The 24,461-nt window shown below is 48.6% G+C and carries 23 protein-coding genes; 10 read left to right on the forward strand and 13 right to left on the reverse strand.

Going from position 1 to position 24,461, the window contains the following annotated elements; translation table 11 throughout:
- Positions 1–239: 239 nt before the first annotated feature.
- The 12 genes from SH451x_RS01705 to SH451x_RS01760 all read right to left on the reverse strand — a co-directional run bounded on the left by SH451x_RS01705 (position 240) and on the right by SH451x_RS01760 (position 13,606).
- Entirely contained in the window at positions 240–959 is a 720-nt protein-coding gene (locus tag SH451x_RS01705) for a hypothetical protein (protein WP_479360566.1), read from the reverse strand.
- Positions 960–963: 4 nt separating this feature from the next.
- The gene (locus tag SH451x_RS01710) at positions 964–4,260 is read right to left on the reverse strand and encodes a type I restriction endonuclease subunit R (protein WP_479360567.1); all 3,297 of its coding nucleotides are present in this window, start codon (positions 4,258–4,260) and stop codon (positions 964–966) included.
- The gene (locus SH451x_RS01715; protein ID WP_479360568.1) at positions 4,257–5,021 is read right to left on the reverse strand and encodes a DUF6946 family protein; all 765 of its coding nucleotides are present in this window, start codon (positions 5,019–5,021) and stop codon (positions 4,257–4,259) included. Before SH451x_RS01715 ends, SH451x_RS01710 begins: the two co-directional genes overlap by 4 nt.
- The gene (locus SH451x_RS01720; RefSeq protein ID WP_479360569.1) at positions 5,018–5,971 is read right to left on the reverse strand and encodes a hypothetical protein; all 954 of its coding nucleotides are present in this window, start codon (positions 5,969–5,971) and stop codon (positions 5,018–5,020) included. The genes SH451x_RS01715 and SH451x_RS01720 overlap by 4 nt, the downstream gene beginning before the upstream one ends.
- On the reverse strand, positions 5,968–7,305 hold the full coding sequence (locus tag SH451x_RS01725) for a restriction endonuclease subunit S (RefSeq protein ID WP_479360571.1): 1,338 nt from the start codon (positions 7,303–7,305) through the stop codon (positions 5,968–5,970). The genes SH451x_RS01720 and SH451x_RS01725 overlap by 4 nt, the downstream gene beginning before the upstream one ends.
- Positions 7,302–8,882: a type I restriction-modification system subunit M gene (locus SH451x_RS01730; RefSeq protein ID WP_479360573.1), complete on the reverse strand. Its 1,581-nt coding sequence runs from the start codon at positions 8,880–8,882 to the stop codon at positions 7,302–7,304. Before SH451x_RS01730 ends, SH451x_RS01725 begins: the two co-directional genes overlap by 4 nt.
- 255 nt (positions 8,883–9,137) lie before the next feature.
- Positions 9,138–9,314, reverse strand: coding sequence for a hypothetical protein (locus SH451x_RS01735; protein WP_479360575.1), 177 nt, complete (start codon positions 9,312–9,314; stop codon positions 9,138–9,140).
- Positions 9,315–9,531: 217 nt separating this feature from the next.
- Complete coding sequence (locus tag SH451x_RS01740) at positions 9,532–10,347, reverse strand: hypothetical protein (RefSeq protein WP_479360577.1); 816 nt, start codon at positions 10,345–10,347, stop codon at positions 9,532–9,534.
- A 439-nt stretch (positions 10,348–10,786) separates the two neighbouring features.
- On the reverse strand, positions 10,787–11,191 hold the full coding sequence (locus tag SH451x_RS01745) for a hypothetical protein (protein ID WP_479360578.1): 405 nt from the start codon (positions 11,189–11,191) through the stop codon (positions 10,787–10,789).
- Positions 11,192–11,317: 126 nt separating this feature from the next.
- Positions 11,318–11,722 (reverse strand): hypothetical protein, encoded by a 405-nt coding sequence (locus tag SH451x_RS01750; protein ID WP_479360579.1) that lies wholly within the window; start codon positions 11,720–11,722, stop codon positions 11,318–11,320.
- 184 nt (positions 11,723–11,906) lie between these two features.
- Positions 11,907–13,169, reverse strand: coding sequence for a hypothetical protein (locus tag SH451x_RS01755; RefSeq protein WP_479360580.1), 1,263 nt, complete (start codon positions 13,167–13,169; stop codon positions 11,907–11,909).
- 191 nt (positions 13,170–13,360) lie between these two features.
- Positions 13,361–13,606: a MerR family transcriptional regulator gene (locus SH451x_RS01760; RefSeq protein WP_479360582.1), complete on the reverse strand. Its 246-nt coding sequence runs from the start codon at positions 13,604–13,606 to the stop codon at positions 13,361–13,363.
- Positions 13,607–13,955: 349 nt separating this feature from the next.
- Here SH451x_RS01760 and SH451x_RS01765 point away from each other — a divergent pair, with 349 nt between their 5' ends.
- From SH451x_RS01765 to SH451x_RS01780, 4 genes are all read left to right on the forward strand, one after another.
- Positions 13,956–14,087 carry a hypothetical protein gene (locus tag SH451x_RS01765; protein ID WP_479360584.1) on the forward strand — a complete coding sequence of 44 codons (132 nt, stop codon included), beginning with the start codon at positions 13,956–13,958 and terminating at the stop codon, positions 14,085–14,087.
- 86 nt (positions 14,088–14,173) lie between these two features.
- The gene (locus tag SH451x_RS01770; protein WP_479360585.1) at positions 14,174–14,302 is read left to right on the forward strand and encodes a hypothetical protein; all 129 of its coding nucleotides are present in this window, start codon (positions 14,174–14,176) and stop codon (positions 14,300–14,302) included.
- An 80-nt stretch (positions 14,303–14,382) separates the two neighbouring features.
- The gene (locus SH451x_RS01775) at positions 14,383–15,408 is read left to right on the forward strand and encodes a vitamin K epoxide reductase family protein (RefSeq protein ID WP_479360586.1); all 1,026 of its coding nucleotides are present in this window, start codon (positions 14,383–14,385) and stop codon (positions 15,406–15,408) included.
- Between the two features lie 91 nt (positions 15,409–15,499).
- Positions 15,500–16,450, forward strand: a complete 951-nt coding sequence (locus SH451x_RS01780; RefSeq protein WP_479360588.1) for a DUF6602 domain-containing protein — start codon at positions 15,500–15,502, stop codon at positions 16,448–16,450.
- A gap of 142 nt (positions 16,451–16,592) precedes the next feature.
- Here the strand turns inward: SH451x_RS01780 and SH451x_RS01785 are convergent, their stop codons facing one another.
- Positions 16,593–17,381 (reverse strand): hypothetical protein, encoded by a 789-nt coding sequence (locus SH451x_RS01785; protein WP_479360589.1) that lies wholly within the window; start codon positions 17,379–17,381, stop codon positions 16,593–16,595.
- A 451-nt stretch (positions 17,382–17,832) separates the two neighbouring features.
- Here SH451x_RS01785 and SH451x_RS01790 point away from each other — a divergent pair, with 451 nt between their 5' ends.
- The 6 genes from SH451x_RS01790 (at position 17,833) to SH451x_RS01815 (ending at position 24,455) form a co-directional block, all read left to right on the forward strand.
- The gene (locus SH451x_RS01790; protein WP_479360590.1) at positions 17,833–18,297 is read left to right on the forward strand and encodes a ribonuclease H family protein; all 465 of its coding nucleotides are present in this window, start codon (positions 17,833–17,835) and stop codon (positions 18,295–18,297) included.
- A 1,222-nt stretch (positions 18,298–19,519) separates the two neighbouring features.
- Positions 19,520–20,413, forward strand: a complete 894-nt coding sequence (locus tag SH451x_RS01795; protein WP_479360591.1) for a hypothetical protein — start codon at positions 19,520–19,522, stop codon at positions 20,411–20,413.
- 147 nt (positions 20,414–20,560) lie between these two features.
- Entirely contained in the window at positions 20,561–21,526 is a 966-nt protein-coding gene (locus SH451x_RS01800; RefSeq protein WP_479360592.1) for a DUF5131 family protein, read from the forward strand.
- A 144-nt stretch (positions 21,527–21,670) separates the two neighbouring features.
- A complete protein-coding gene (locus tag SH451x_RS01805) occupies positions 21,671–22,627 on the forward strand; it encodes an ArdC family protein (RefSeq protein WP_479360593.1) in 957 nt (318 codons plus the stop codon).
- Between the two features lie 393 nt (positions 22,628–23,020).
- A complete protein-coding gene (locus SH451x_RS01810; protein WP_479360594.1) occupies positions 23,021–24,022 on the forward strand; it encodes a Holliday junction DNA helicase RuvB C-terminal domain-containing protein in 1,002 nt (333 codons plus the stop codon).
- Positions 24,012–24,455: a helix-turn-helix transcriptional regulator gene (locus tag SH451x_RS01815; protein WP_479360595.1), complete on the forward strand. Its 444-nt coding sequence runs from the start codon at positions 24,012–24,014 to the stop codon at positions 24,453–24,455. Before SH451x_RS01810 ends, SH451x_RS01815 begins: the two co-directional genes overlap by 11 nt.
- Positions 24,456–24,461: the final 6 nt, after the last annotated feature.

The following is a 24,461-nucleotide window of genomic DNA, read 5'->3' on the forward strand; positions in this document are numbered from 1 at the left end:
CCAGTATGTCCATAGAGCAATCTCGCCGGAATTCGCAGTGAATCTTGTCGCTTCCATGTAACCACTTGCCTCTGGCCCCGGACTTCCATAACTTCCTTCATAGTAGGTCCCACCATCGGTTGAGTATAGAAAAACGTTAAATTTCGTCTCATCGATCCAGTCCAGCGAAATCTTTTCGTCAGTGACAACTGCTTCGCTGATTTCATAAGACCATTCGCTTAAGCTTCAAAAATACCTGTTTACTTTGTTGGCAGTCGAGCGACATAAAACAAAAGTAAGATCAGGAAGATCATTGCTAAAATTACGAAGCCACGACGCCAGTTAAGTTTGAACCATCCCTGAGAACTATTCCGTCGGGGTATTTCTGCATTAACTGAGCTTGATGCAGTCTTGCAGTATTCGAGAGTTGATATGAGAAGTGCTTGCACACCTTGAAGGTACTGGCTGTAGACAGGATTAGACAACACTTCGTTCGGCGGAAAGAAGAGTAGCTTGTCAGCTATCACATCAATTCGACGATGAATATGCATGAGTTCAAGTCGAACAGTGTTGAGTTGCTCTGCGGTCTCAGTTCCGACTAGATGTGAAAATTGACCTGACAGACGATTCAGAACAGAGAGATCAAAATTAAATGTCGGGATCACAACAGTTCTGATACTGGCGATTAAAGCATTTCGATCGTTTTCGTCGTTAGTGCTTGAGTTTGGTCTCAATGCTTTAAACCCATCGAGCATCTGCGTGCAATACTGCGACGCGTTGCCCAAAGTCGCTTTCAACTCTTGAAGTAGACGGTGACACTCGTCAGCCTCCTTCTTCTTCTTTATCGGCTCATAAGACCAATCAAGAACGTATTGACCGACCGCACGAACGATTAGGCCGGTGGGGATAGCAAATACCAGTAGTAGGAATGGTTTTATGCTGATCAAAAACTCGTTCACTTCTGTTTCAAAGCTATTCATGGCTTTAAGGAAGTTGAATATAAACACTCTGACCCTCGCCTTGGTAACTGTCGTAGATATGCTGGTAAACAACGTCACACTTCTGCTGGTACAGCTCCGGTGTATACGCTCTCGGCAAATCATCGAGAATTGTCTTTACAGTGGTGTAAACATCCGCTCTTGTTCGTTGCTTCTTTCGCCAGTCGAGGACTAGCTTCGCTTGTTTCAAAGTCTGCAACAGTGTACGAGCGACTTTCTTAACTTCCGCTTTTTCCTTGTCCGTGATGTCGAACTCGGGCTTGGTCAAAATATCAAACAGGGCCAGCTCCTCCTCAGTCAGTTGCTCCGATACACTTCGCTGTTCTTCTTTGCTCAGTTCCTTAACAAAATCGGTTAGCTTGGCAAAAAAACCATCAACGTCGAGCCCCTTATTGTATTCATCGATCAGTTTCTTGAACTTCTCGACCATGTCAGCTCGAGTTTTATTTAATGCTACCATGCTGTTCAACTTGTCGCCGACCACTAACTTTAGCCTTTCAGCCTCGGTTCGTTTGCGGCCTTTCTCGAAATGAGCTTTTAGAGCTTCGAAATCGACTTCGCTCAGGTCCAGCAGTGACGTTTCTTCCGTCGCATGAATTACATAGCCCTTGGTGGATATGGAAGAATCAAGCAACTCGCCAACCGAATACATAATAGAATCGATACTGGCTTCTTCCGTGAAGCTGCGAATCTTTTCGGCCAATACGGCAAGACAGGTTTTGATTGGAGCAAACTCGTTGGCCGACGCATCGGGCAGTATTGCTTTGTATAGTCGGATGACTTGATTGGCAAGAGTTAAGAATTGCTTCTTCAATTCGTCATTGACGATGACTTGTTCAACTGCGTCGTCCACCGCCTCGCAAACTTGTTTATCGACTAAGTTGGTCGCTGCGTCATCAAGGAAAGCGACTTTTTGAAAGCCGTCCGCCTTTAGTATTGCCTCTAGGTCCACACCTCTGTCTTTGCAAAAGTCGACTGATTCTGCGATTGCGAGCCGTAGATCCTGCACAAGCTCCTCTTTCTTTTCGATGGGACATTCACCATCGTCAACTCCACCTCCAGCAGATGAGCCGTAGATCGCCAAAGCCTTCTCTAAATTGCGAAAAACTCCGACATAGTCAACAATCAAGCCATTGTATTTGTCCTTGAACACACGATTAGCACGAGCAATCGTTTGCATTAGAGTGTGATTCTTCATCGGCTTGTCGAGATAGATCGTCGATACCGAAGGGGAATCAAATCCGGTTAGCCACATGGCACACACGAAGACCAAGCGAAATGGATCGTCTGCGTCTTTGAATTTTGTTTCCATGTCCTCTTTGACCATCCGTGTCCGGTGCGGCTCTATGTTGAGGCCTTTTGCCTTAAAATCCTCACCCTCGTTCTGCTGTGAAGACACAATCACCGCCATGTCAGTTTCTTCCATGAAGTCGATCTGCTTCTGCAGTTCCCGACGTTTGGCCTCGTTAAAGTCAACTAGCTGTTCAGCTGCCAACGACAGACCATCGGCGTTACCGGTGATTGTTGCTCTCGAAGCCGGTTTGGATGGAGCTGGCATCGCTGCCAACTGTGACTTCAGTCCTCCAAGATATGCTTTCCAATACTTTTGCACCTTGTCATACATTTTGACAGCCGTGACCTTGTCGATGCAAATGACCATTCCCTTGCCGCCCTGTTTGCGACCGATAAAGTGCGACACGAGGTCTTCGGCTACTTTCTCCAACCGATCGTCACGAGTGATCAGATGGTACTCTCTGGCGAATTCTCGCTCCAACTTTTTGTTCTGCTCTTCATCTAGATCCGCTGCATCGACCAGTTCAGCCAGATCTTCCTTAAAGTTCTCATTGGCAAGCTGGAGTTCGGGGATACGGTTCTCATAGAACAGTGGGACCGTTGCCCCATCTTCAATGGACTGTTGGAAGTTGTAGATGCTGACGTAATCGCCGAAGACTTCCTTCGTCTTTTCTTCTCCTGCCATTAGCGGTGTGCCAGTGAAACCGATGAACGCGGCGTTGGGAAGAGCGTTCCGCATGTTTAAAGCCAGCGTATCGTACTGGCTGCGGTGGGCTTCGTCCGTCATTACGATGATGTCGCTGCGGTCGGACAGCTTAGGGTACTTCTCGCCCGGCTTGGTGCCGAACTTTTGGATCAACGTGAAGATGAACCTGTGGTCCTCACTAAGAAGTTGTTTCAGGTGGGCACCGCTTTCAGCTTGGCAGTCCTCGGTCACAACGCCCGTGTTCGCGAAGTTCTTGTAAATCTGTTTATCGAGGTCTTGCCGGTCGGTGATGACCAAAAACGTCCAGTTACCAGTTAACTTCCGCAGAACCTTTTGCGAGAAGAATGCCATCGAGAAACTTTTACCGCTGCCCTGCGTGTGCCAGAACACGCCGAGTTTCCCTTGGTTTTCTTTGATCTCCGCCAACGCATCAACTGCATTGTTAACTCCAAGGAACTGATGATTCTTCGCCGTTATCTTAGCAACGCCACCTTTTGATTCGTCGTACACCGTAAAGTTCTCAACAAGATCAATGAACTGCCGTTTGCTGCAGGTGCCTCGGATCAGGGTCTCAAGTGAAATAACGCCCTGTTCACCTTCGGAGTTGATTCGTTTCCAATCAGCAAAGTGTTCCCAACCCGCAGTCATGCTGCCGACCTTTGCGTGCGAACCGTTGGACAGGATGACGAGGGCGTTGTACCAGAACACCTGCGGAATCGTAGCCTTGTAGTCTTTAAGGTTATGCTTGTAAGCATGCTCGACCTTGCCGTGGCTCTTCTTTAGTTCGATGAAGATCATGGGCAGTCCATTAACGAAGCCGATCAGGTCCGGACGCTTCTTGTAGATGCCGCTGGGTGATGTAATCCAGAACTGCGAGGCGAGAAAGAAGTCGTTGTTCTCGGGATCGTTCCAGTCGATGATGCGAACCGTCTCGTCGGTCTCTTCGCCTTCGTCGTTCTCGAAAGCGACCTTCACGCCATCTTTGAGAAGCTTGTAGACCTCACGGTTCGCCTGCACCGGACTCATCGCCCCGCGATCACGAGTCAGTTCCTCGATGGCCAGATTGATCGCTTCGCTGCACAGATTGGGATTGAGTTTCTGCAAGGCACATCGCAGCCTCGGAACAAGCACGACCTCTTCGGTGGTTTCCCGTCCCAGCGTCGAATCAGTGGTACCGACCTTTTCGTAGAAGCAGCTGGCCGTTTCGTAGCCGAGTTCCGAGAACAGGGCGATTGCCGGTTGTTCGACGAGCGTGTCTTCGGAGTAGTCAGACGGAGAACTCACGTGTCTTCTCCAATGGGGGAAATCGTGTGTTCCAAAAATTCGAACATGGCGTTGTCGCCTTGCAGGACTTCGGAGATGATTGCGGAGGTTTCCTTACCCTTTTTCAGATTCTTGATTTGTTGATAGCCAAACGCCTCTTTCATCGGAATCTGAACTGAATAGAAAGGAAACGGTTGCCCCAGAGCCATCCACAGCCTTCTGAGTTCCTCCACTATCCGTTCCGGCTTTGCTCCTTTGGACTTTCCGTCAAGTTGAAACAGAAAATAGGCCAAACGTGGGTTGTCGGATGCCGACGCCGCAGATGATGCCCTGTGGACCATCTGATATATCAGGTGGCCATGGTCATCAACAAGCATGGAATCTGGGGAATCAGTGAGCTTGCTGAACCACCCCCGAAGAACAGCTTCGCGATTCGTTTCGTCTTTGCCTGATTTCCTCCATTTTGAGACCTTAGGGTACATGCCTTCCGTCCATTTGGCTTCAATCGCCAGAGACTGGTTGGAGTTGAGGAGCATCACGTCGGTATGTGACGCTTGGCCCTTGCCCTCAAACGGACCGGCTTTGTATTCGAGTATCAATTGCTGATAGTCTTCCATGCCGAGCCTGCTAAGAATCTCTTTGAATTGCTGCTCGCCAGAAATCATTAGCGAGAGCATCGGAATCGTTGAGACAGTCGGACGGTTCAATTCGCTGGCTGGTATGTCCCGCACAGCATCTTTGACAGTGGCGAATGCCAAAGGGTTACCAACGTGGATACTCATGCCGTCGCCTCCGCATCATCTTGTATATGATTTGACCACTGGGCTATGAACGGATCGGCTACCCAACCTTCCAGTGCCACGACGTTCTGCATCACCGTGGACGCAAATGTGGGCATCCCGTAATTTTTAGCTTTGCAAGACCAAGCCGCCTGCAATGCACAAAGCACGGAGTCTAACTTGTCGCCATCGCGGTCTTTCACGCATTCAGCGGAGAGATTGTCTGCGATTTCAATGTTCAATCCGTACCACGTTCGCACAATCGAATCAGGCTTATCGCATTTCAACTGCTCTATGATCTGCTCACGAGTTTCCTCCAATCCATCGGCCTCTTTGTAGTTTCCATTTCCGATAAACCGATCAATAACGAGTCGCGGGTATGCTTCGACAATGATTCGCGTTTCATCTTCCCGCAAGCGAACCGGAGGAATTGAGGCTGGCGTTTGCTTAATTCTTTCGCAAACTTCGTAGAACATTGAACCCACTGCTGGCCGAATACAATTCATCGGGCTTTGAGCCCCAATCGGTTTGTCAACGAGCCTGTACTTCCGAACTCGTTCTTTTTCTCCCTTGGAATTGGTTTTGATTGGATGTCGCCAGCTTTCAATTTTTTGCCTGAAGTTCTTTCGGGTATCAATTGCTCGACAACGGTCAACGTAGGTTGCCCAGTCTTGTACTTCATCATCGCTTTTAAGCCACTGAAAGTACTCGATGCATTCGAGCGGCATACCAAGAGGAACGTCAACTCCCGCAATCCAAGGACCAGTGCTGCTCAAAGTTGAAACGAAGGGCGAGTAGTCGTCTTTCTTGGCACCATTCAACTTTGTAAACGAGTCAACAGTTAGGCACTCGCCTTCCAGAGTGCAGCTTGCAAGGGGCATCCACTTCGCAGCCTTCGCATTGGAGTCGCAGGCCGAAGGGCTACTCGTAAAGTCGATACCAAGGACTTTCATGCCGTCGCCTCCTCTAATGCCTCGGCGGTTAGCCCTGAGTCGATGTCTAGGTCTTCCACGTCCAGCTTGCCGGAGATCAGCTTGGGGAGCAGCAGATCACGGGTAGTTCGGAGGTTGTGGTTCTTTTTCGCTAGAGTGAAAGCACTGTCGAATAACGGCCCAACAATTTCGTGGAATAGGTCAAGAATCTTTGGCGTAAATGGGGCAGAGCCAATAGGCGGATACACGATTTGCAAGCTCTTCAATAACACGATGGTAAACGCCTGCTGTGATGATCCAATTGTCGCCTTTGCAAGTTCCGCCTTGCCCGTTGGAGACAGCAACCAACAGTAAAGGAATGATGAATTTATTCCGGTGTAGTTGCGGAACCAGGTTAGATTTCCGTCTTTGAAGTAAAATCGCTCTCCGGGACGCACAACGTAAGGAACGCCGAGAGTACCCACGGACGTCAACAACAGGTCACCGGGTTGTGGGGCACCGAGCTTTGAACAGAGTTCTGCGAACTTTTCTTCTGATATGAATAGAGTGTTGGACAGTTCAATCGCCCCTTTCTGCTTCTCGATAATCTCCTTACCTCGATAGAACGGGACTCCTGACTCGCAATAGTCCTTTGCAAAGACTCGTTTACTGGAGGAAATGTCGCAGAAGTCGCCTATTTCTCTAGCCTCCCATCCCTCAGGAATCTGGCCGAGTGGTGAATCGACGAGCTTGACGTTTTCGTGGCCGGGGAAGCGGAAGTTGACGAACCATTCCCGGTAAATCGCCTGAGCCATCTCTTCCAGAATGGCAATGCGGCGGGTGTTGTTCTCAATCAGATCGTCATACGCCGACAGGATCGAAGCGATCTTCCGTTGGAGCGGAAGCGGAGGTAAGGGCACTCGTACATTCTTCAAGTCTGCAAGGTTGATTACTGGCTGACACGCCCCGGTCGTCTGTCTGGTTAATTCATCTCGCCCATACTGTGATCGCAAAAAGTACATGACAAATCGGGCGTTTATTTCGGGTCGCAGAGCGACAAGCCCAACTTGGCGAGCGATGTTTGCACCACGCAACGACATCTGTGCAATGGCCGCTTCGCCAAGGTACATTCCAACCAGAGACACCAGCAATTCCCCGCCTTTCAGAAGCGTTCTCTTATACGGGGCTGAAACTTCCTTCGTTATCGTACGAAGTGCAGCGATGTTGACTTTCCCGTTTTGAAGATCACCTCCTCGAATAAAGCGTATTCCTGAAACGTCGTCGTGATCACCCGGTTTCACGACACCATAAGTGATCGGTCTCTTTGTCTCCGTCAGTTCGTCCAGAATCCGTACTGGCCATTGGTTGTCCCTCACGACGCCTCCTCCAACAACTTGGCGACGTTGTTCGCAATCCGCTCTTCCAACTCGGACGCTTCGCTGTTCAAGACCTCCAACTCTTCGTTCAGTTCTTCCAGCCGCTCGGCAAAGACAAAATCGTCTTCCTCACGATCCGCCACGCCGACGTAGCGACCGGGATTCAGGCTCCAGCCCTGTGCTTCGATCTCCGCTAGCGATGCAACCTTGCAAAGTCCCGCCACGTCCGCGTATTTCAGCTTCGGGAAGGTGGCCTTCAAATCCGGCTCTTCGCCGGGCACTTCTTCATCTTCACCTGCCACGAACTCCGGCTGCTCACCCCGATACAGCCGCACGATGTTGGCCAGATACTCGATCTGCTTGGGACTGAACTTGCGGTGTGCCCGGTCGACCTGCCGGAACGTATGCCGGGCGTCGATGAACAGCACTTGGTCCTTTCGCTTGGTTTTTGAAGTGGCCTTGCCTTTGTCAAAGAACCAGAGCGTGCAAGGGAGCGTCACCGTGTAGAAGAAGTTCGGACCGATGGCGACCATCACATCGACGGCGTGCGACTGGAGCAGTTGCTTGCGAATCTCCATCTCCGACTGGCGAGCGTCGGCGGCAGAGTTCGCCATCACAAAACCGGCTCGGCCTGTATCGCTCAGGCTGCTGTAGAATCGTTGTATCCAGAGGTAGTTGGCGTTGTCGGCCCGTGGCATCCCGAACGGGTAGCGGGGATCGTCTTTGATCTTCTCCTTGTCCACCTTGTCGACGTTGAACGGGGGATTTGCCATCACGAAGTCGAATTTGCCGAGACTGTCGTGGGGGTCTTCGTAGTAGCTGTTCCCCAAGCGAATGTCGCCGGACAGCGAATGCACGGCAAGGTTCATCATGCACAGTTGCCGGGTCTCTCCGACTCGCTCCTGACCGTAACAGGAGATTTCCACCGAAGGATTGTTCTGGTGGGCTTTGATGAACTCGGCACTCTGAGCGAACATACCGCCCGATCCACACGCCGGGTCGTAGATGCGTCCGTGGTACGGCTCGATGATCTCGACGATCAGCTTGACCAGCGACGTCGGCGTGAAGAACTCACCACCTCGTTGTCCTTCGGCTCGGGCGAAGTTGCCTAGAAAGTATTCGTAAATCTTGCCAAACTTATCTCCCTCAGCATCCATTTGGATTTGAGAAAAGCTCTTTAAGAGCGAGACCAAAATGGCATTGTCGATCTTGGTATAAGTGCGAGGAAGCACACCCTTGAGGTCAACATTATCGGCTTCGACCGATTTCATTGCTTCATTGATCGCCTTGCCAATGTTCTCCCCTTCAGGACGAGACAGCAAGTACGAAAAGCGAGCTTCGGGTGGGACATACATTACGCCCTTTGCTTGGTAGTCTTCTTTGCCGATCTTCCGGCGTCCCGAGCCTTTGCCTTCAAGTTCCTTTTCAGCAATAGTGAACCGATGGTCAGCGTACCGAAGAAATATTAAGCCAAGAACTGGAACTGCATATTCGGAGGACTTCAAGTCCGAGTTCGCTCTGAATTGATCGGCCGCTTGCCAAAGACGTCGTTCGGTTTCCGAATTGTTGTTTGCCATAACTCCAGTGCAATCCTTAGTACCCTACAGGACCTACCTAACCATCGATCGGCTTGTCGCCCTATGCGGCCAATTACTCTACGTTAGACGAGTCTCAGACACAAGCAGACAAAATACCGAAGGAGTGATAAGCGAACTAGCAAGTGAAGACGCCTGTTTTCCATGTCACGCATAGCCACCTCTAGAGCAACACGTGTTCCCGTTTCGGGTAACTACCGGCAGCCCAGCTCGGCAACCAAATTACTGCACGCTGTACTAAACACTGGATTCACCGTCGCATTGTTCAGTAGTTTGGATCTGGACCGAAACGGAAAGCATGATGCCTAGTCGGAAATGCCGAATGCCGCACAATTGCTCATCCATTAACCAAATAAGTATTCTGCGAGCTGCTAAAAGAATTGCGACGATCTCCGCGAGCGAGTGGATGCTCATAAAAACTCCTTAGGTAAGAATCAGTGAAACACCGATAGACCTAAGTTCGTTCAGCTTTTCCTCACTAACAGATGTAGTGGCAGTTTGAACCGCTCGCTTGTTCGTTCAGAAGATTCGCCTGTTGAACAGACGCAGTTTCAGATTAATTCCCCGTAGACCATTACCCGGATGTTCAACATGAACAGTTGAGAATTATTTCGAATATAAGTTTGTTCATTCACTCTGTTTGCGATTGAACAATTCTTTGTTGTCGAGCTCTCTCTTTAAGCTCCATCAAGTTGGTCCAAGTTGTAGTACCTTGAATGCTTCCGATCGATCGGTCTATTGCATCGCTCCACTGCCGAACCGTGAAGTTCATTGAGTCTGGATTCCTTTGAAGGTAGTCGATCATCAGCGTATTTGTTAACTGCTTTTCACTTCTCTTTTGAGCAACAACGTTAAATGAAGCGACAGTGAGACGCACCGGCGTTTGAAGCTTTTCAGCATTGATTCTCACCATTCCCCCGATCTCGACGAGACGAGTCGTATTTTCAACGCAATAGAGTTCGTTGCCACCTTCGCCTGCCGGAAATACGTGGCGACCATCGAAGCTAAGTTCCACTTTGACACGGTTACCCGTCCAATTTACGCACGTGACGCACAGATTGTCATTGAGAGAGGTAAGTGGGAGCCAGTCAGAGTAACCGGGTGTCATCAAGAGAAGTTCTTCTACACTGTGTGTTGCGGCTAGTTCGTTCTCGGGATCCGCGTATATCAAAAGGCTTAACTCACCACTTTCGCCAATCGCAACCAGACGAAGGTAGCCGGGCATCTCTGCAACTTCCATGCGATTGCTGGTAGCAATCAGGTCCCCCCCGTAGAAAACCTTTCTAACTACGTCTTTAGCATCAACGCTGTATTCGACCTGCCCTTTTAGGTTACTCCAACTTTCACTGACTATTGCTAATGCTTGACTGGTATGACGGAGTCTTATCCATTCAGAAGTACTTCCTGCACGCACTGTAACTCTATCGACCTCAACGAAATTCCCCATGTTTTTGTCCTAGTAAGAATAGGGGCGAACTATGTCGCTGGAAGGATGTTTCACTCTGCGTTCCCCTGGGTGGCTTTCATAGCCTCTTCTCGTACCCGTCCTGGAGCAACCGAAGTAAATTCAGATGCACTTCCTCTAACGATCTAGCGATAACCCTACCAAGATTTCGGCACTATGCCAACAAATTCTCGTTGAAGGTCGGACAGCAATACCCAGCAACAAAACTTGCTGGTTGCAAGATCGTACTCAGAAATTCAGCTCACACCGCAGAGACCAATTCCCATCCCGCATTCACTCTCGTTTCAACTTCCAAAGCACCTGGGGCCACTAGGAACGCAGATGCATGCCATGCCGGTCTTCGAGGGATTGGGCGTGAAGATAGGCAGACCACAATCATCTCGCATTAGGATCCCTCCAAAATCGCAAACGGTTTCCACCACTATTGCATGATCCAATTGTTTAAGTAATCCTCGCCACCATTTTCAGCAATTTTGATTACGGCATACCAGAACAAAATTATGGCTCCAGTCAAGAGACATGCTTTCCGATAACGCTCTCGCCAAAAGGCAAAGCTCACGTAAAACCCTAACAAGCCACTCGTCAAGTAAACCAAAGACGCGATTCCCATTGCAAATCTTAGCTTCCCGGAATAGTCGGCACCGGAGAAGGCATCTATGACAATTATCGCAATTGCAAAACCCCCAAGTCCGATTGCTGCTAAACCAAAGAGGCTGGCTAAAAAAGCGGGAATTAATCTCCACCTTGTCTTTTGCGGTACTGGCTCCTGCGTAGTTGCTTGAGAGTCACTCGGCGGTGAGTAAGGGTCTGTAGAATGTTGTGTCAATGTTCATCTCCACGGAGTCGGAAAGGTGCTTGCTTATAACACATTTGATGGCCGCAAGAAACTTAGACGAGCTGGTTGCGACGTATGACCACGATCATCTCGCATTTGGATCGCTCTGCAATTCAACTACCGATTGATCCAGTCATGCACGAATTCTTGACCACCACTTTCAATATAGAATTTGAAGGCCCACCAGAACAGAACAATGGCTCCAGTCCAAAGCCAGGCAATTCGATAATGTGCTCGCCAGAAGCTAAAGCTGACAAAAAAGCCTAGTAATCCGTTCACCAAGAGCACTATAGATAGAGTTGCCATGGCGATTGCCAGCTTGAACGAATAGGCGGCTGGTGTGACAATATTTTGGACTGTCATCACAAATCCGTAGACTCCAACAATGTTGATCCACAATCCATAAATGCCTGTCAAAAGAACCGGAATCAATCTCCATTTCGTTTTCTTCGGCACTTGCTCCCGCGTGTTTTCTCGAGCGTCAATCGGCGGTGCATAAGGGTCTGCAGAATGTTGTGTCAAAGCTCATCTCCACGGAGTCAGATAGATACTTGCTATATAGCCCATTTGATAATCAGAAGGAGACTTAGACGACCGTGCCGATGTACGCTGATTGGAATTATGCCTAAAGGCATGAGCACGCTGACTTAATTCATCCCTCTGTTTTTGAAAGTCAGTTATTCAATCGTAAGCCAGCCTAGTTCTTCTACGCAGCGATAGCCAGTTGTGATTCAAAAGACGCGATATGGGGTGAGATCTCATCGGGTGAAAGTAGGTAAACAGGCTGCTCTGGTCCTAGTGTTGGCCTCAGGATATCTTTCAGGCTAATCGGAGCAATAGATTGGATGATTGATTCAATAGTTGTTACTACTAAGGATGTCTTCTTATCTTCTTCTCTATTCAGAACGAAGCATTCCTCAACGCATTGACCTTGTTTGTCTGCGTTCAAAATCGTCATCAACAATTCCGAAGCTTTCCAGCGTGCTGCGTTACCTTTAACACGCTCACCATCAACCACCTCCGTGCCAAAAGAAAACGCCTGACTTGCCCAGTTTAATAGTCCCAGCGAAGTCAAGTAGTTTCTAATTGCCGCGAATCGTCGGCAATCAAATACCCTTTCAATCGAACCGGAATCAACCAAAGTTTGCCATGATCTTTTGAATCTCAAATACGGGAGACTCCCATCACTGTTCATGTGCCTTGTGAAAAATCGGAGCAGCATCAAAAATATCGCGACGTCTTCCTCGGTGCAAACTGCTCGAACACTCGTCTTTAGCTGATGGTTGTTCATCAGAGTCTTAGCGATCGATCGGTAGTGCGTTTGTAGCTTGGCGATTTCACCATCATTGAACAAGAGACCAGTGATAGATCCTTCGACCTTCTTTTTGCTAACGTTTTGTTGAACTACAGAAGTCTCTTTGTCGACGGATGACTCAAGACCGACTTCATGATGCTTCTCTGGTGCAATTGGCAGCCTGAAAAGTTCACTGCAGTGAATCTCCGTTGTTGACATGATCTCTTCGGCTCGGTCCAGTGACCGTGGAATCTTTGCCAGTTGCCCACTGCGATAGTTCGAAACTTCGCCCCGTTTCTCGCCCCAACAAATGACGGGACAAGTGCCTTTGATTTCAACCAATTCCACATCGAAGTCCGACTCCGACAACTCGTAGACAAGTTTATGTTGTAATCGCTTCAAAAGTCCGTTGATGACTTCCGGACATAGCTTGTCTTTATCAAGGACAAGGTAAGCGTGAATCCCATTGCCGTTGGTAGATGTTTCGTAGAAGAGATTGGGAAACATGGTATCTCGGAGATACTTTGCAAACGATTCGGCACCAATTAGCGACCCGCTTTTATGACAGTCGATGTCGATCATCACTAAAGTTTTCGACGTTTTGGTACTTCCATTGCCTGCAAAATAGTAAGTCTCCGCACCCGCAAAGTGGGCACCAAATTTGTGGTTGGTCATCCGCTGAAGCCAATTTCCCCGCCGATTAAGTGCGTTGATCACGTCGGCGTTTTTATTGCAATGGATGGGTGCACCGTAGTACTTGAAGCCGAAGTCTAGACTGGACGTGCGTTGGCGTAACCAAGTGGCTAGCTTCGTGAAGCTCTTTTTTTTGTTAGGTTTGTTGGCTGGTTTTCTTTTGGCGGTTACTGTCATTTCGATTCCGTTCGATTTAGCTTGGGCGTATTGTTACTTTCGCGGCGAATATGGGCTGCATGTTTTTTCGCTTCGAAGTGCGAACGATACAGCTCAAGTTCGAGGTCAGTGAAGACTCGACGGCCCGATACGTTAGCCTTTGGCTCGGGCAACAGACCGATGCTGATGGCGTATTGAATTTGGTAGGACTTCGCTCCGCTTAGTCGGCAGATCTCGGCAAGTGAATAGCATCTCTCAGTCATTAAGCACCTCTTAATATATAGGAGTGCCTACTGGCGAATTCATCTGATTCGAACAAGAAAACGTCGAAAGATTCGCAATTTCTGATCAGAGAGTATTAAGTGGGCAATAGCGGAGGAGCAAAAAGCACTGTGGCAAATGTGCGAATTTCGATATCATTTTGACGACACTATTTGTCTCGAAAAACAGGTGTCCACGAAAATCACCTCTGTTTTCCAGGGTTTTCCGCACCTCGAACGCATTGGCACGAGATCTGCGTTTATACGATATCAACTGAACGCGGCCTCAGTGCTTCCGAGGGCCCGGCGAATTCAGGATCATCAAACCAGAAGAAAAGAAAGAACTACCACGATGCTTCGCAAACCACTCGCCGCCCTAATGTTGATCGTTGCCCTCGCTGCCATCGCAAGCGGAGTGCCTGGTTTAGTTGAAAACATGGCTTTCGCAGACTGCGATCCGAACAATGGATCTGGTTGCCTCTAACGATTCCTTTCGAATAAGAACACTGCACTGAAACTTCAGCGACTTCCAAAACAACAAAGCTTAGATATTTAGAAAGAACCACCACGATGCTTCGCAAACCACTTGCCGCCCTGATGTTGATCGTCGCCCTCGCTGCCATCGCTAGCGGAGTGCCTGGTTTAGTTGAGAACATCGCATCTGCTTGCGATCCTACTAACGGAAGTGGTTGCGGCTGATTGCAGGATTCTTGAAATTGGAGATTATTGAGGGAGGTCGTTCTCATTGAACTGCTTCCCTTTTTCTTTGGTTTCCCTGAATGACGCTTCGCCTTCTCGCATTCCGTATTTTGTCGCTAATCGCCATCACGCTTTGTGCCGCGATGCTTGTCGATTACATCCAGCCAGCCCCCACTTTTTGCGGATTTCGAGCTGGTTGCTCTGAAGTTTTTCATTCGAAGTTTGGAAACCTATTGGGCGTGCCTTTACCAGTTCTGGGGCTCCTGAGTTTCTTAGTATTCTTTTCGCTGACGCTATTCCCTGGTTCCGCAATTCAACGCGGCTTAAGCGGGCTAGCAGTCCTCGCGGGTCTCATTGGCTTAGGGCTCGTATGCGTTCAAGTTTTCTTGCTGAAGCAGATTTGTCCTATGTGCATGGCAGTAGACGCTGTAGCCATTCTGATCGCTGTAGCGGAGTTAGGCCTACCGCCCCAAAACAGCACCGTTAGCGAAGTGCAAATATCGCCTACAAGAACAAATCGATGGGCATGGGTTAGCCTTGCCGTCGTTGCCATAGCATCACCTTTTGCATGGGCCGCCGCTAAGCCTGCACCAGAAGTGCCTTCGTTTGTAAAAACATCGTGGATGGAAGGAAAGATAAATGTCATAGAGCTGACAGACTTCACGTGTCCACATTGCCGCCAAACTCATGGGGAACTTGACGCGTTTATCGACAAGCACAAAGAGCGGGTTAACTTCGTTCGGATAGTCGTGCCGTTGGAACGTTATCAAAATAGCCGCTCGGCAGCAAAATCGTATCTATGTGCTGAACGTCAGGGCGAAGCCACGCTCATGGCCGACGCATTGTTCTCAGCAAGCGATCTGTCCTCCACCGCGACCAGAGATTTAGCCATACAGCTTGGCCTAGATATGGAACGATACGATCTCGACCTCAGCGATCCTGCATTAGATGTGCAGATTGATAGTGTCGCTCGCGGTATCCTAAATGCAAATAATGGTGGCCTACCTCAAATTTGGATGCAGGACATCTTGCTCCTCGGTGCCCAAAACCAGAAAAGCTTAAGTGCCGCCTTTGATAGCGTGAAGCGTGCAGACGACAGCAAGTGAAAATGGTGGGAATGCTGGGTCGGCTTGTTGCTGATCGCTCAGATTATACTCTTTTGATAGCCTTCACTTAACATCATCGAGCCAAAACGCAATGAATGACGAACTGTCCTCTGAACCTGTCGATCCCAGCTCAGAAGGGCTTTATCGATTCTTCTCGTCACAAGCCGATGTCATGTTGTCTCAGTACAACAACATTAACAAGCTGTTGGGACCAACACACGACTGGACACATCCTGGAACTCATTGCGAAGTCCTCTTACGTGATTTTTTGCGAAGATCACTGCCTAACCGATTTAGCGTAGACAAAGGTTACATATTTGGCAGAGCTCAACGTGACGGAGGCACCGTGCACTGCCCTGAGATAGACATACTTATTCACGACACACACAGTTTTCGGCCGATCTACCGCCTTGAAGACTTTGTTATCGTCCAACCGGAAGCAGTAAAGGGGCTAATTCAGGTTAAGCGATCGCTCAGTGGCGGGAAAAAGGGAACTTTGAATCGTGGAATTGGAAACGTTGTAGCTGCAAAGCAGCATTTGATTGATACTCTACGTACAAATGCCAAAATACGTGATCCCGACGCCGGATTTTTCTTTCCGTCTCGAGCAATCTTCTCCGCTGTAATCGGATTCGAAGAAAACTTGCGGCAAAAAAATCCGTACTCTCGCTTACTAGCTGAACGGCGAAAATATCACCAGAGGTATCGACATGAAACGGAGCAAGACGCAAGCATATTTGTCCTGCCGCAGTTCGTTGGTTCACTGACGGGACGTTTCGCAGCTGGGACCGATGGCACGCATCTCAGCCGCAAATGGTTCGTATTTAAATCGACACACAAGGGTGACAATGTTGCGTTACAGTACTTCCTGTGGCAATTAACTCACACATTGCTTCGCCAGGATTTTTTCGTCAACGATGATACATTTCCACCGTTTGCATTTCCAAATGAACTAGATCGGGTTGACGAATTTGAGTTTAACTATCAGGACGATTGCACCCCAGCAAACGATGGAGCCGCGGTGAAAAAACCAAAAAGCTAGAGCCTGAAATCAGACGCGATAGCAACTAAGCTGGCGGGTTACTGATCCCGGCGTTCTCAGTCCTGCCCCTAGAGGCAAACATCTGCGATGGAATGATGATTGCCTCTTGGTCACTTGAAATGCAGACGATTATCTCGCTCGCTTAGTTCTGTTGATTATCGAGTAGTGCAAAATGCGAAATCAACTCCGCCCTGTTTCGGGGCGTGTTTTCGAGCCCTCTTTTCTCTAGCTCCGAAATCATTTCCGCAACAGCGGTTGTAATCACAATGACGTCCAACCCGCGATACTCGTATTCAGCCTTGAGGGTATTAAACCAATATGCAAGGTCTTGATAAGAAGCGAAATCCGAAATCCCCGAATCTCGGGCGAGAGCCCAGTCGGATTGCGGGAAAAGCCAGAGCCGAATAGAGCTGCATTTACCGAGTCTCGCTAGGATACTAGAGACGACGCGACTGGCAACGTCTTCTATAGACTCACCTATCTCAGCTTCAAACTTGATTGAGAAATAACCGTGGTCGAGCTCATCATCATTCAACAATGATTCAACGTAGGACTTTGCTTGGTCAAAATAAAATTCGACCTCTTCCCAAATGTCCGCGTAAAGTAAGCCTTCACCCTCGAGCGTCCACGCCTCTAGAGCAGAGGCGTCAGGAATCTCATCTTCCGAGAAGCACGTCAAAAGCAGACTTTCCCAATCTGCACATCGATTCGACGTGAAGTCGAAAAAATTGCCGGGTACATCCGTTGGTAAGAAATCGAATTCATCTTCGTTCAAGTCGCTCAGAAGTTCTTCTAACTCTGTGAACACTCTTTCAAGGCCCAAAAATGTACCGTTGATAGCTTCGTAAATTTTCTTCTTCGTTCGTCGAGCAAGTTTTTTTCTCTTCGACTCCAACCGTTTGTGCGTCTCCGCCTCACTTAACTTCTTCATACATCTACCCCTATAAGAATCGAAAACGTCCTTGAAATGTAAATTGCGTCTTTCGCAAACATATTCTAGATGTGTTTTCTAAAACTGTCCTTTGTTTTGAAAAATTTCTTCTCAAATGGATGTTAAGCAGCACGCCTTATACTCCGGCTTAATTTTCTGTTGTGCCGTTGCTGGTTTTCGAAGATGAAGAGAGCCTCGATAAATATCGGTGATATAGACCAGCCCAAGTTGGATCGTAGTTCTCTGCATCCTGTAGCTTAGATGCACTTACTGGCATGTCAGCTTAGTCTTTTGAGTATCAGTGATACTTGCGACTTTTGTTTGTCAGTTGCCCTAAGAAAAATAAATTGAAAAAGACTCTCCAAATTAGCGGACATCGACCCGCTAAAAATCTAACATGAAAAGTGGCAGGCAATCGTCTGGTTATGTAATCGTTAACAAGGAGAAGAGAATGAGTAGTTCGAAAAGCGTTATCTGGTGCGATGCTGCACCAAATACTGCCAAGGTGGTAGTCAATCGTTTTGGTAAGAAAATGAAAATTGACTACGGCGGCTATCGCGTCGCCGTAGTCTTGGAGAACCCGGATCAGGCCGTGCCGCAGGAGTCGAGGCAGTACGTTAATCGGCGATGCCCAGATCAATTCGCGGGAGAGTGTTTCGCCGTGCTCAAAGCAATTGAGTTCGCGGTGGGGCACGGTTTGAAAAGCATCACCATTCGAAACGACCGAATTGAGGGATTTGAAGAATCCGTGAAGCGGGGGTATGCCGGAGCAAAGTACTTGTTCGTTGCAAAGAAGATCGCCGAGGAAGGAGGAATCGAAGTCTCATTTGACCGCTGTTCAAGCGGAGAAAATCTGGCGGATTCTTTGAGCCGGATGCCGCTGCAGTTCACCGAGGAGGAAAGTCTTGGGACATGAGACGGCCATAGGCTCATGCGGTCTCCCGCGAGTCTCATGAGACTTGAGACATGCGAGCATTCTGGCTTTCGCAGCGTCGGATCATCGCCTGGATGGCGGCAGATTTGATAGCTATTCGGGAATCCAGATTGTTACGGGATTCAAATCTTATGTCTCACGCGACTTTGGGAACGCGTCACGGTGGAGTCCATTGCACAGACGAAACGGCAGCCGTCGGGACCACCGAAGTTGATTGATCTCCAAGAACGGTGGTCCGCCTGCAGACCGGAATCGGATCGGCGACTTTCATGAGCCAGGAGCGACGGCCTGCATCAGACTTCAGCAGGTGCCGTCAGAAACTTTTGACCGGCCGCTTTAGTGGTGACTGCTTAGTCAGGTTGCATCGACCAAAGAACCGGACCACGAGATCTGCCAATCGGATCCTGACTTATCAGAGTGAGCGAAAACGCTCGCTATTGAGATTTTTATGGTGACGGCTTAGGGCATTTTTAACGAGTTCGGCATCACTACGCGAGTCAGCCGGTCGCTCGTTTTGTCGGGTAGCTGAGCTCCTAAAGACAGTTTTTGGTGACCGGCGGTCGGCCAAAGAAGATTTCAGAAAAAAATTTCTTTTGTGTGGAAAGCCGCACGCAATTCGTTCGCGGGAGCGTGAAAAGGGTCGGTAGAGGCAGTTTTTAGGCAAAAAGACGTCGTTGGAAGCAGCTATGGGTGACTGCTTAGGGTGAAAGAGTTTTTTCAGTGGGAATTTTGCGACGGGAAAATGGCCGTTTTCGGGGTGCCGCTAAGTAGTGACTGCTTAGGGGCACTATTGAAAAATTTTTGACGTCGGGCCGCCCGACGAGTCGGCGTCGAGGAGGCGAAAGAAGTGAGGTCTGAAAGTCAGTCGGGGCTGAATACAGAAGAACGATGGGAGGAAAGCATGAGTTGAAAAAGCGAAAGTGCGGTGCGGAAATATCCAAATGCCACAGGTGATCATCTGATCAAGTAGCTGGCGTGTCGGCCGAGTCTCAAGGGGCTCAGGTCGCAACGCAGTCATTCATGTGACTGCTTAGGTGGGGAGTTGCGGGTGCGAGCGAAGACCGTCTCACCTCTAAATCAATGACTGCTTAGGGCGGCATGCGAAGCGGTTTTTAGTGACGGTTTAGCGTTAACAGAAATTGCCACTTTCGTGGCGGCCAACATCGCTGTTGGCTTTTTAGAAACGATTTTCAAAGGAAACCATATGTCGGATTCGGGTCAAAACAAACTTAGTTCATTGCAACAAAAACAGGAATTGCTAGCTCATCATGTTCGCATGGTCGCCCGCCGGAAGAGTCATGCACTCTTTGTGTACGGCAATCAGGGAGGTCTCGGTAAGAGTCGCACTATTAACAGAACTTTGGACGCTGAAGGCGTGACACCAGTGCTTATCAATAGCCATGTCACGCCGCTGGCACTCTACACAGTAATGTACGAGCACTGCGAAGACAGCGTTTTGTTCTTCGACGACGTCGACTCAATGTTCTCCTCAATGGCACACCTCGGGTTACTGAGAAGTGCCCTCTGGGGTAGCCCCAGGACCGTAACATACTCGTCGTCGCAAGTGAAGAACCTACCACCAAGCTTTGACTTCACGAGCCGCTGTATTTTTGCGTGCAATGTGATTCCAAAACGGAATGACGCCTTCCAGGCAGTATTGTCTCGCTGCGATCAGTTCGAGCTTTCGGCAACCAACTCCGAAGTAATCGAACTCATGAGGGCAGTTGTGGCCAACGGATTGAATGGGATTTCAGCCGACGAGTGTCAGGAGATTATCGATTTCATCCAAGACCAAGCAGACGATCGGGAGATTTCGATGCGGCTACTAGGCATGTCAATCAAAAAATTTCAGTACTCGAAAACTATGGGTGTGGATTGGAGACCAATGGTCGCCAATCAATTAAAGACACTCGGAAAGAAAAGCAGCTGCACGAAGAGGCTTGAGGCAACAGAACAAGATTTAATTGATCTCCAAAAAGTCATTGAGCAATTTCCCGAATCGGTGGAAGAACAGCAACTTGCTTGGTCACAAGCGACAAACAAAAGCCGTGCAACCTTCTATCGCAAGCTCAAGCAACTGGAGAAGACGTCAATGTAACAGCTATTCAAGTTCATCAATTCTATAACAAGTGTTTGGTCGTGTTTATGCACTTAAGACCAACAAATCGTTTCAAGTGGAGCTGATTCAAAAACTGGAGCAGCTTCCAAAATCTACTTTTTCAAACATTTCAGTAAGAGGTAATACATGAGCAAAAATACAGCAATTCAGTGGACAGATGGTACAATAAACCCAACGATGGGTTGTGATGGTTGTGAGCTGTGGACTAAAACCGTAAAGAAGTGTTATGCAGGAGCTTTACACGCACGTTTTGGTGGAGCAACTAAAGGTTATGCAGAGAATTTCGAGCAAGTTGAATTGTTTCCAGGACGTATGGAAATAGCCGCAACTTGGTCGGATCTTTCAGGTGAAAAGCGAACAAACAAGCCGTGGCTTGACGGGATGCCTCGAAGCATCTTTGTTTCAGATATGTCTGATGCATTGTCGAAGGATGTGACATTCGAGTACTTGTTCGACGAGATAATATGTAACGTAACGTCAGAGAAGGGGCAGAAACATATTTGGATGTGGCTAACCAAGCGTCCAGAACGGATGAGTAAATTTTCCATCTGGCTGAAAGAGAAAGGACAGGAATGGCCAGCCAACGTGTGGGCGGGCACGAGCATAACAAACCAAATGACTACGAGCCGCATTGCTCCTTTACTGACTGTAGGAAATTCCAATACGGTACGGTTTCTGTCGGTTGAACCCCAACACGAACCGATCGACATAACAAAGTGGTTACCAAGGTTGAATTGGGTAATCCAGGGGGGCGAATCGGGCAAGAGTGCTCTTCCCTTTGATATCAGATGGGCCGAGACCATTGCAGGCCAATGTAGAGAGCATGGAGTCGCATACTTTCTCAAGCAAATTGGTGCTAAACCAGTCAATGGCGGTGAGGCAATGGATTTGAACAATGGACATGGTGGTGATTGGGATGAATGGCCTGCTCATCTTAGGATCCGCCAGATGCCGAAATCAAAAAATCGTGCATCGTCTAAAGCTTCAGCCAACCCCCCAAAGAAAGCCATACCGCCCGAAGTATCGGAGCGACAGAGACTTGCCGCCAAGAAGGCTTGGGTGACGATACGTGCTAGAAAGTCTAAGGCGTAGTTGTCAAAAGTGCCGTTCGACTCTCTAAGCAGTCACCGATGATTGCTTAGAGCACTGGATGCCGGTAACGGTTCGCGAAAGTAAAGTTGCTTGCGACTGCTTAAGCGGTTGTGTTTTTCTTCACTCACAACCGCTGGAGCAATGATGTCGGTACAACAAAACATTCGTCACGAAATTACTAAGCTAATTGTCGATGCCCTTGAGAGCGGGAATTTACCACCGTGGCGAAAGCCGTGGTCAAACGATCCTAATGCTGGTGTTGCCGCAAATATCATAAGTGGCAAGACCTACACTGGCGTCAATCCTCTTGTTCTTGAGCTCGCAAGTCGTAGACACGGATTTAAATCTCGATGGTGGGGCACGATTCATCAATGGAATGATTGGGGAGCAAGTGTAAAGCGTCGACCAAACGACGTGGAGCCCGGCAAATGGGGGACAAGAATTGTCTATTGTTCTCAAGCAAAGAAGACGAAAGTTGACGACTTTGGTGACGAAGTCGAAGATCGTTTCTTCTTCATGAAGACGTACACCGTTTTTAATATTGACCAAGTCGAAGGTTCGCAGATTGACCACCTCCGTGCGGGCAATGGCGAGTCGTTGGTAGCTAGGCCAATTATTGACACTCAACGATACCGACTAGCAGAGCAAGCGGTTGAACCAATTCCGGCGGCCATCATTCACGGCGGCAATCAAGCGTACTATCAGCGTAATACTGACGCTATTCATATGCCGCTACAGAAGCAATTCGAGTCGCTCGATGCTTACTACGAAACTTTGGGCCACGAACTTACCCACTGGAGCGAGACAAGGCTTGGATGGGACTATGAGAGTGAGGGCTATGCTAAAAGTGAACTCCGAGCTGAGATTGGAGCAAGCTATTGGTGCAGTGAGCTCGGTCTCGGAATGGGGGATTTCGATCAATCATGTACGTACTTAAAAGGTTGGCTCGAATCTATGAAGCAGGATCCCAGCTTCATCTTCAAAGTTTCATCACATGCGAGCAAAGCGGTTGATTACCTACTGAGCTTTTCACGTAGTGAAGAGCTTACGCTTGAGATTGATCCGTCCGCAAAACTTGAGCTCGACGACAATTTTGAATAGTCGTTGCAAATGTGTGACTGCTTAAAGGGATGTCCTGATCAGGCATCCGAGTAGATCAGTTTGAGTATGTTCCAAATTGCCGACTTCGGCTTTAACGACTAGCAAGCAAGTTCAATGCAGCGAGACGATCCACGTGGCGTTCATTGCATATGTACTGTTGAAGCGAAGTCGTAAGTCGCCTATGAACATATAAGGTTGATCGCTCGGATCTTTTTCGCGTTCAACGAGCCAGTAACACAAAACTTCAATGATTGGCGACTGCTTAGTCACCTCTCAGACAGCTATCAGACAGTATTCGCACAGGGCTCAGACAACGGTCAGACGCCTTTAAGACAAAACCATTTTCTTCATCGTGCTAAGTGCTAACATCGTGAAAACTAAAAGGAGAATCGAATGAGCAATCAACACAGAGTCGTCACATCGCTAAATCATATAATTGGACAGGAGCGAGCTGTCGGAGTATTGCGTACCGCAATCGATGCGTATTGGTACGATCGATCAAAAGGAACAGATGAAAATTTCCCCCATTTACTGATCTGCGGTCCCGGCGGAACCGGCAAAACGATGCTCACGGAAATTGTCGCAAGTGAGCTATGCACTACAGTACATACTGAGCTCGCTCAAAACATTCTCACGAGCAGTCAGATGCAGGGACTGCTTATGCTTCTTGAGGCGGAGCATATTCTATTGATCGATGAGATTCATGAGCTTAATCCAATGGTTCAAGTCTGCCTTTACCGAGCACTTGAGGAACGAAAGTTGTTTCTCGGTGGAAACAAACGGCAATCGATAACACTTCCTCCATTTACACTGATCGGCAGCACGACCGATGAGCATATGCTCACCACAAGCATGCGTGATCGCTTCAAAATCTTGTTGAGACTGACACATTACAATGAAGACGACATGAGCAAGCTACTAGAGCAGAGAGCGAAGAGGCTCGGTTGGTCAATTAGTAGTGACTGCGTAAAGGAACTAGCAGCAAAAAGCCGTGGTGTGCCACGATTGGGAATCAGATTTCTCGATGCTGCGAAACGGGTTAGCTCAAGTAGAGGAAGCGATGCGATTTCTGCGGAGCACGTTGAGCAAATGCTAGTAATGGAAGGTATCGATCGACTGGGACTTGATCCAGTCGAGCAAGCCTACTTGCAAATTCTGCGTGAACATGGGGCTCCGGTACGTTTGAATGTACTAAGCACTACTTTAGGACTTCCAAAGCAAACCATCGAAATGTTTGAGCACGACTTCATCCGGCTGAATCTCATCACCAAATGTGAGAAGGGTAGATCTCTAACTAAGGCAGGGATCGATCATCTGAACAACGTGACCGCCGATCACTCAGCGACAGTTACGGCACAAAATCCGAAGAACGAAAGGAACACGAATGAATACTGACCAGATTAAAGCGGCCATCACCGTTAGCGAAATGTGCGAACTCTTGTCGATGAGCCGCAGCCAAGTTTATGCACACATCAAGAAGGGAACATTCCACGAGCCTCATCGCCTTTCAAATGGTCGGCCCTATTTCACGGCTTCTCAAGTTGCCGACAATGTGAAGGCAAAGACCATGGGCATCGGAGTTAATGGTGAATACGTGCTTTTCTATGCTCGGAACACGGACGTTGTTACGACTCAGAAGCCAGCGGTGCCAAAGCAACTCGTCGAAGAACTTGTTGAAGGCCTGCAAGCTCTCGGCCTATCAAGCGTTAATAGTAAGCAGGCTTCCGATGCGATAGTTGTGTGCTTTCCACAAGGCGTTGCGGGTCGCGACGAAAACGACGTACTTCGAACAGTCTTCCGACATCTGAAGAGCTCGGGGTCTGTTTGATTGTTT

This window comes from Njordella aestuarii (assembly GCF_056494165.1).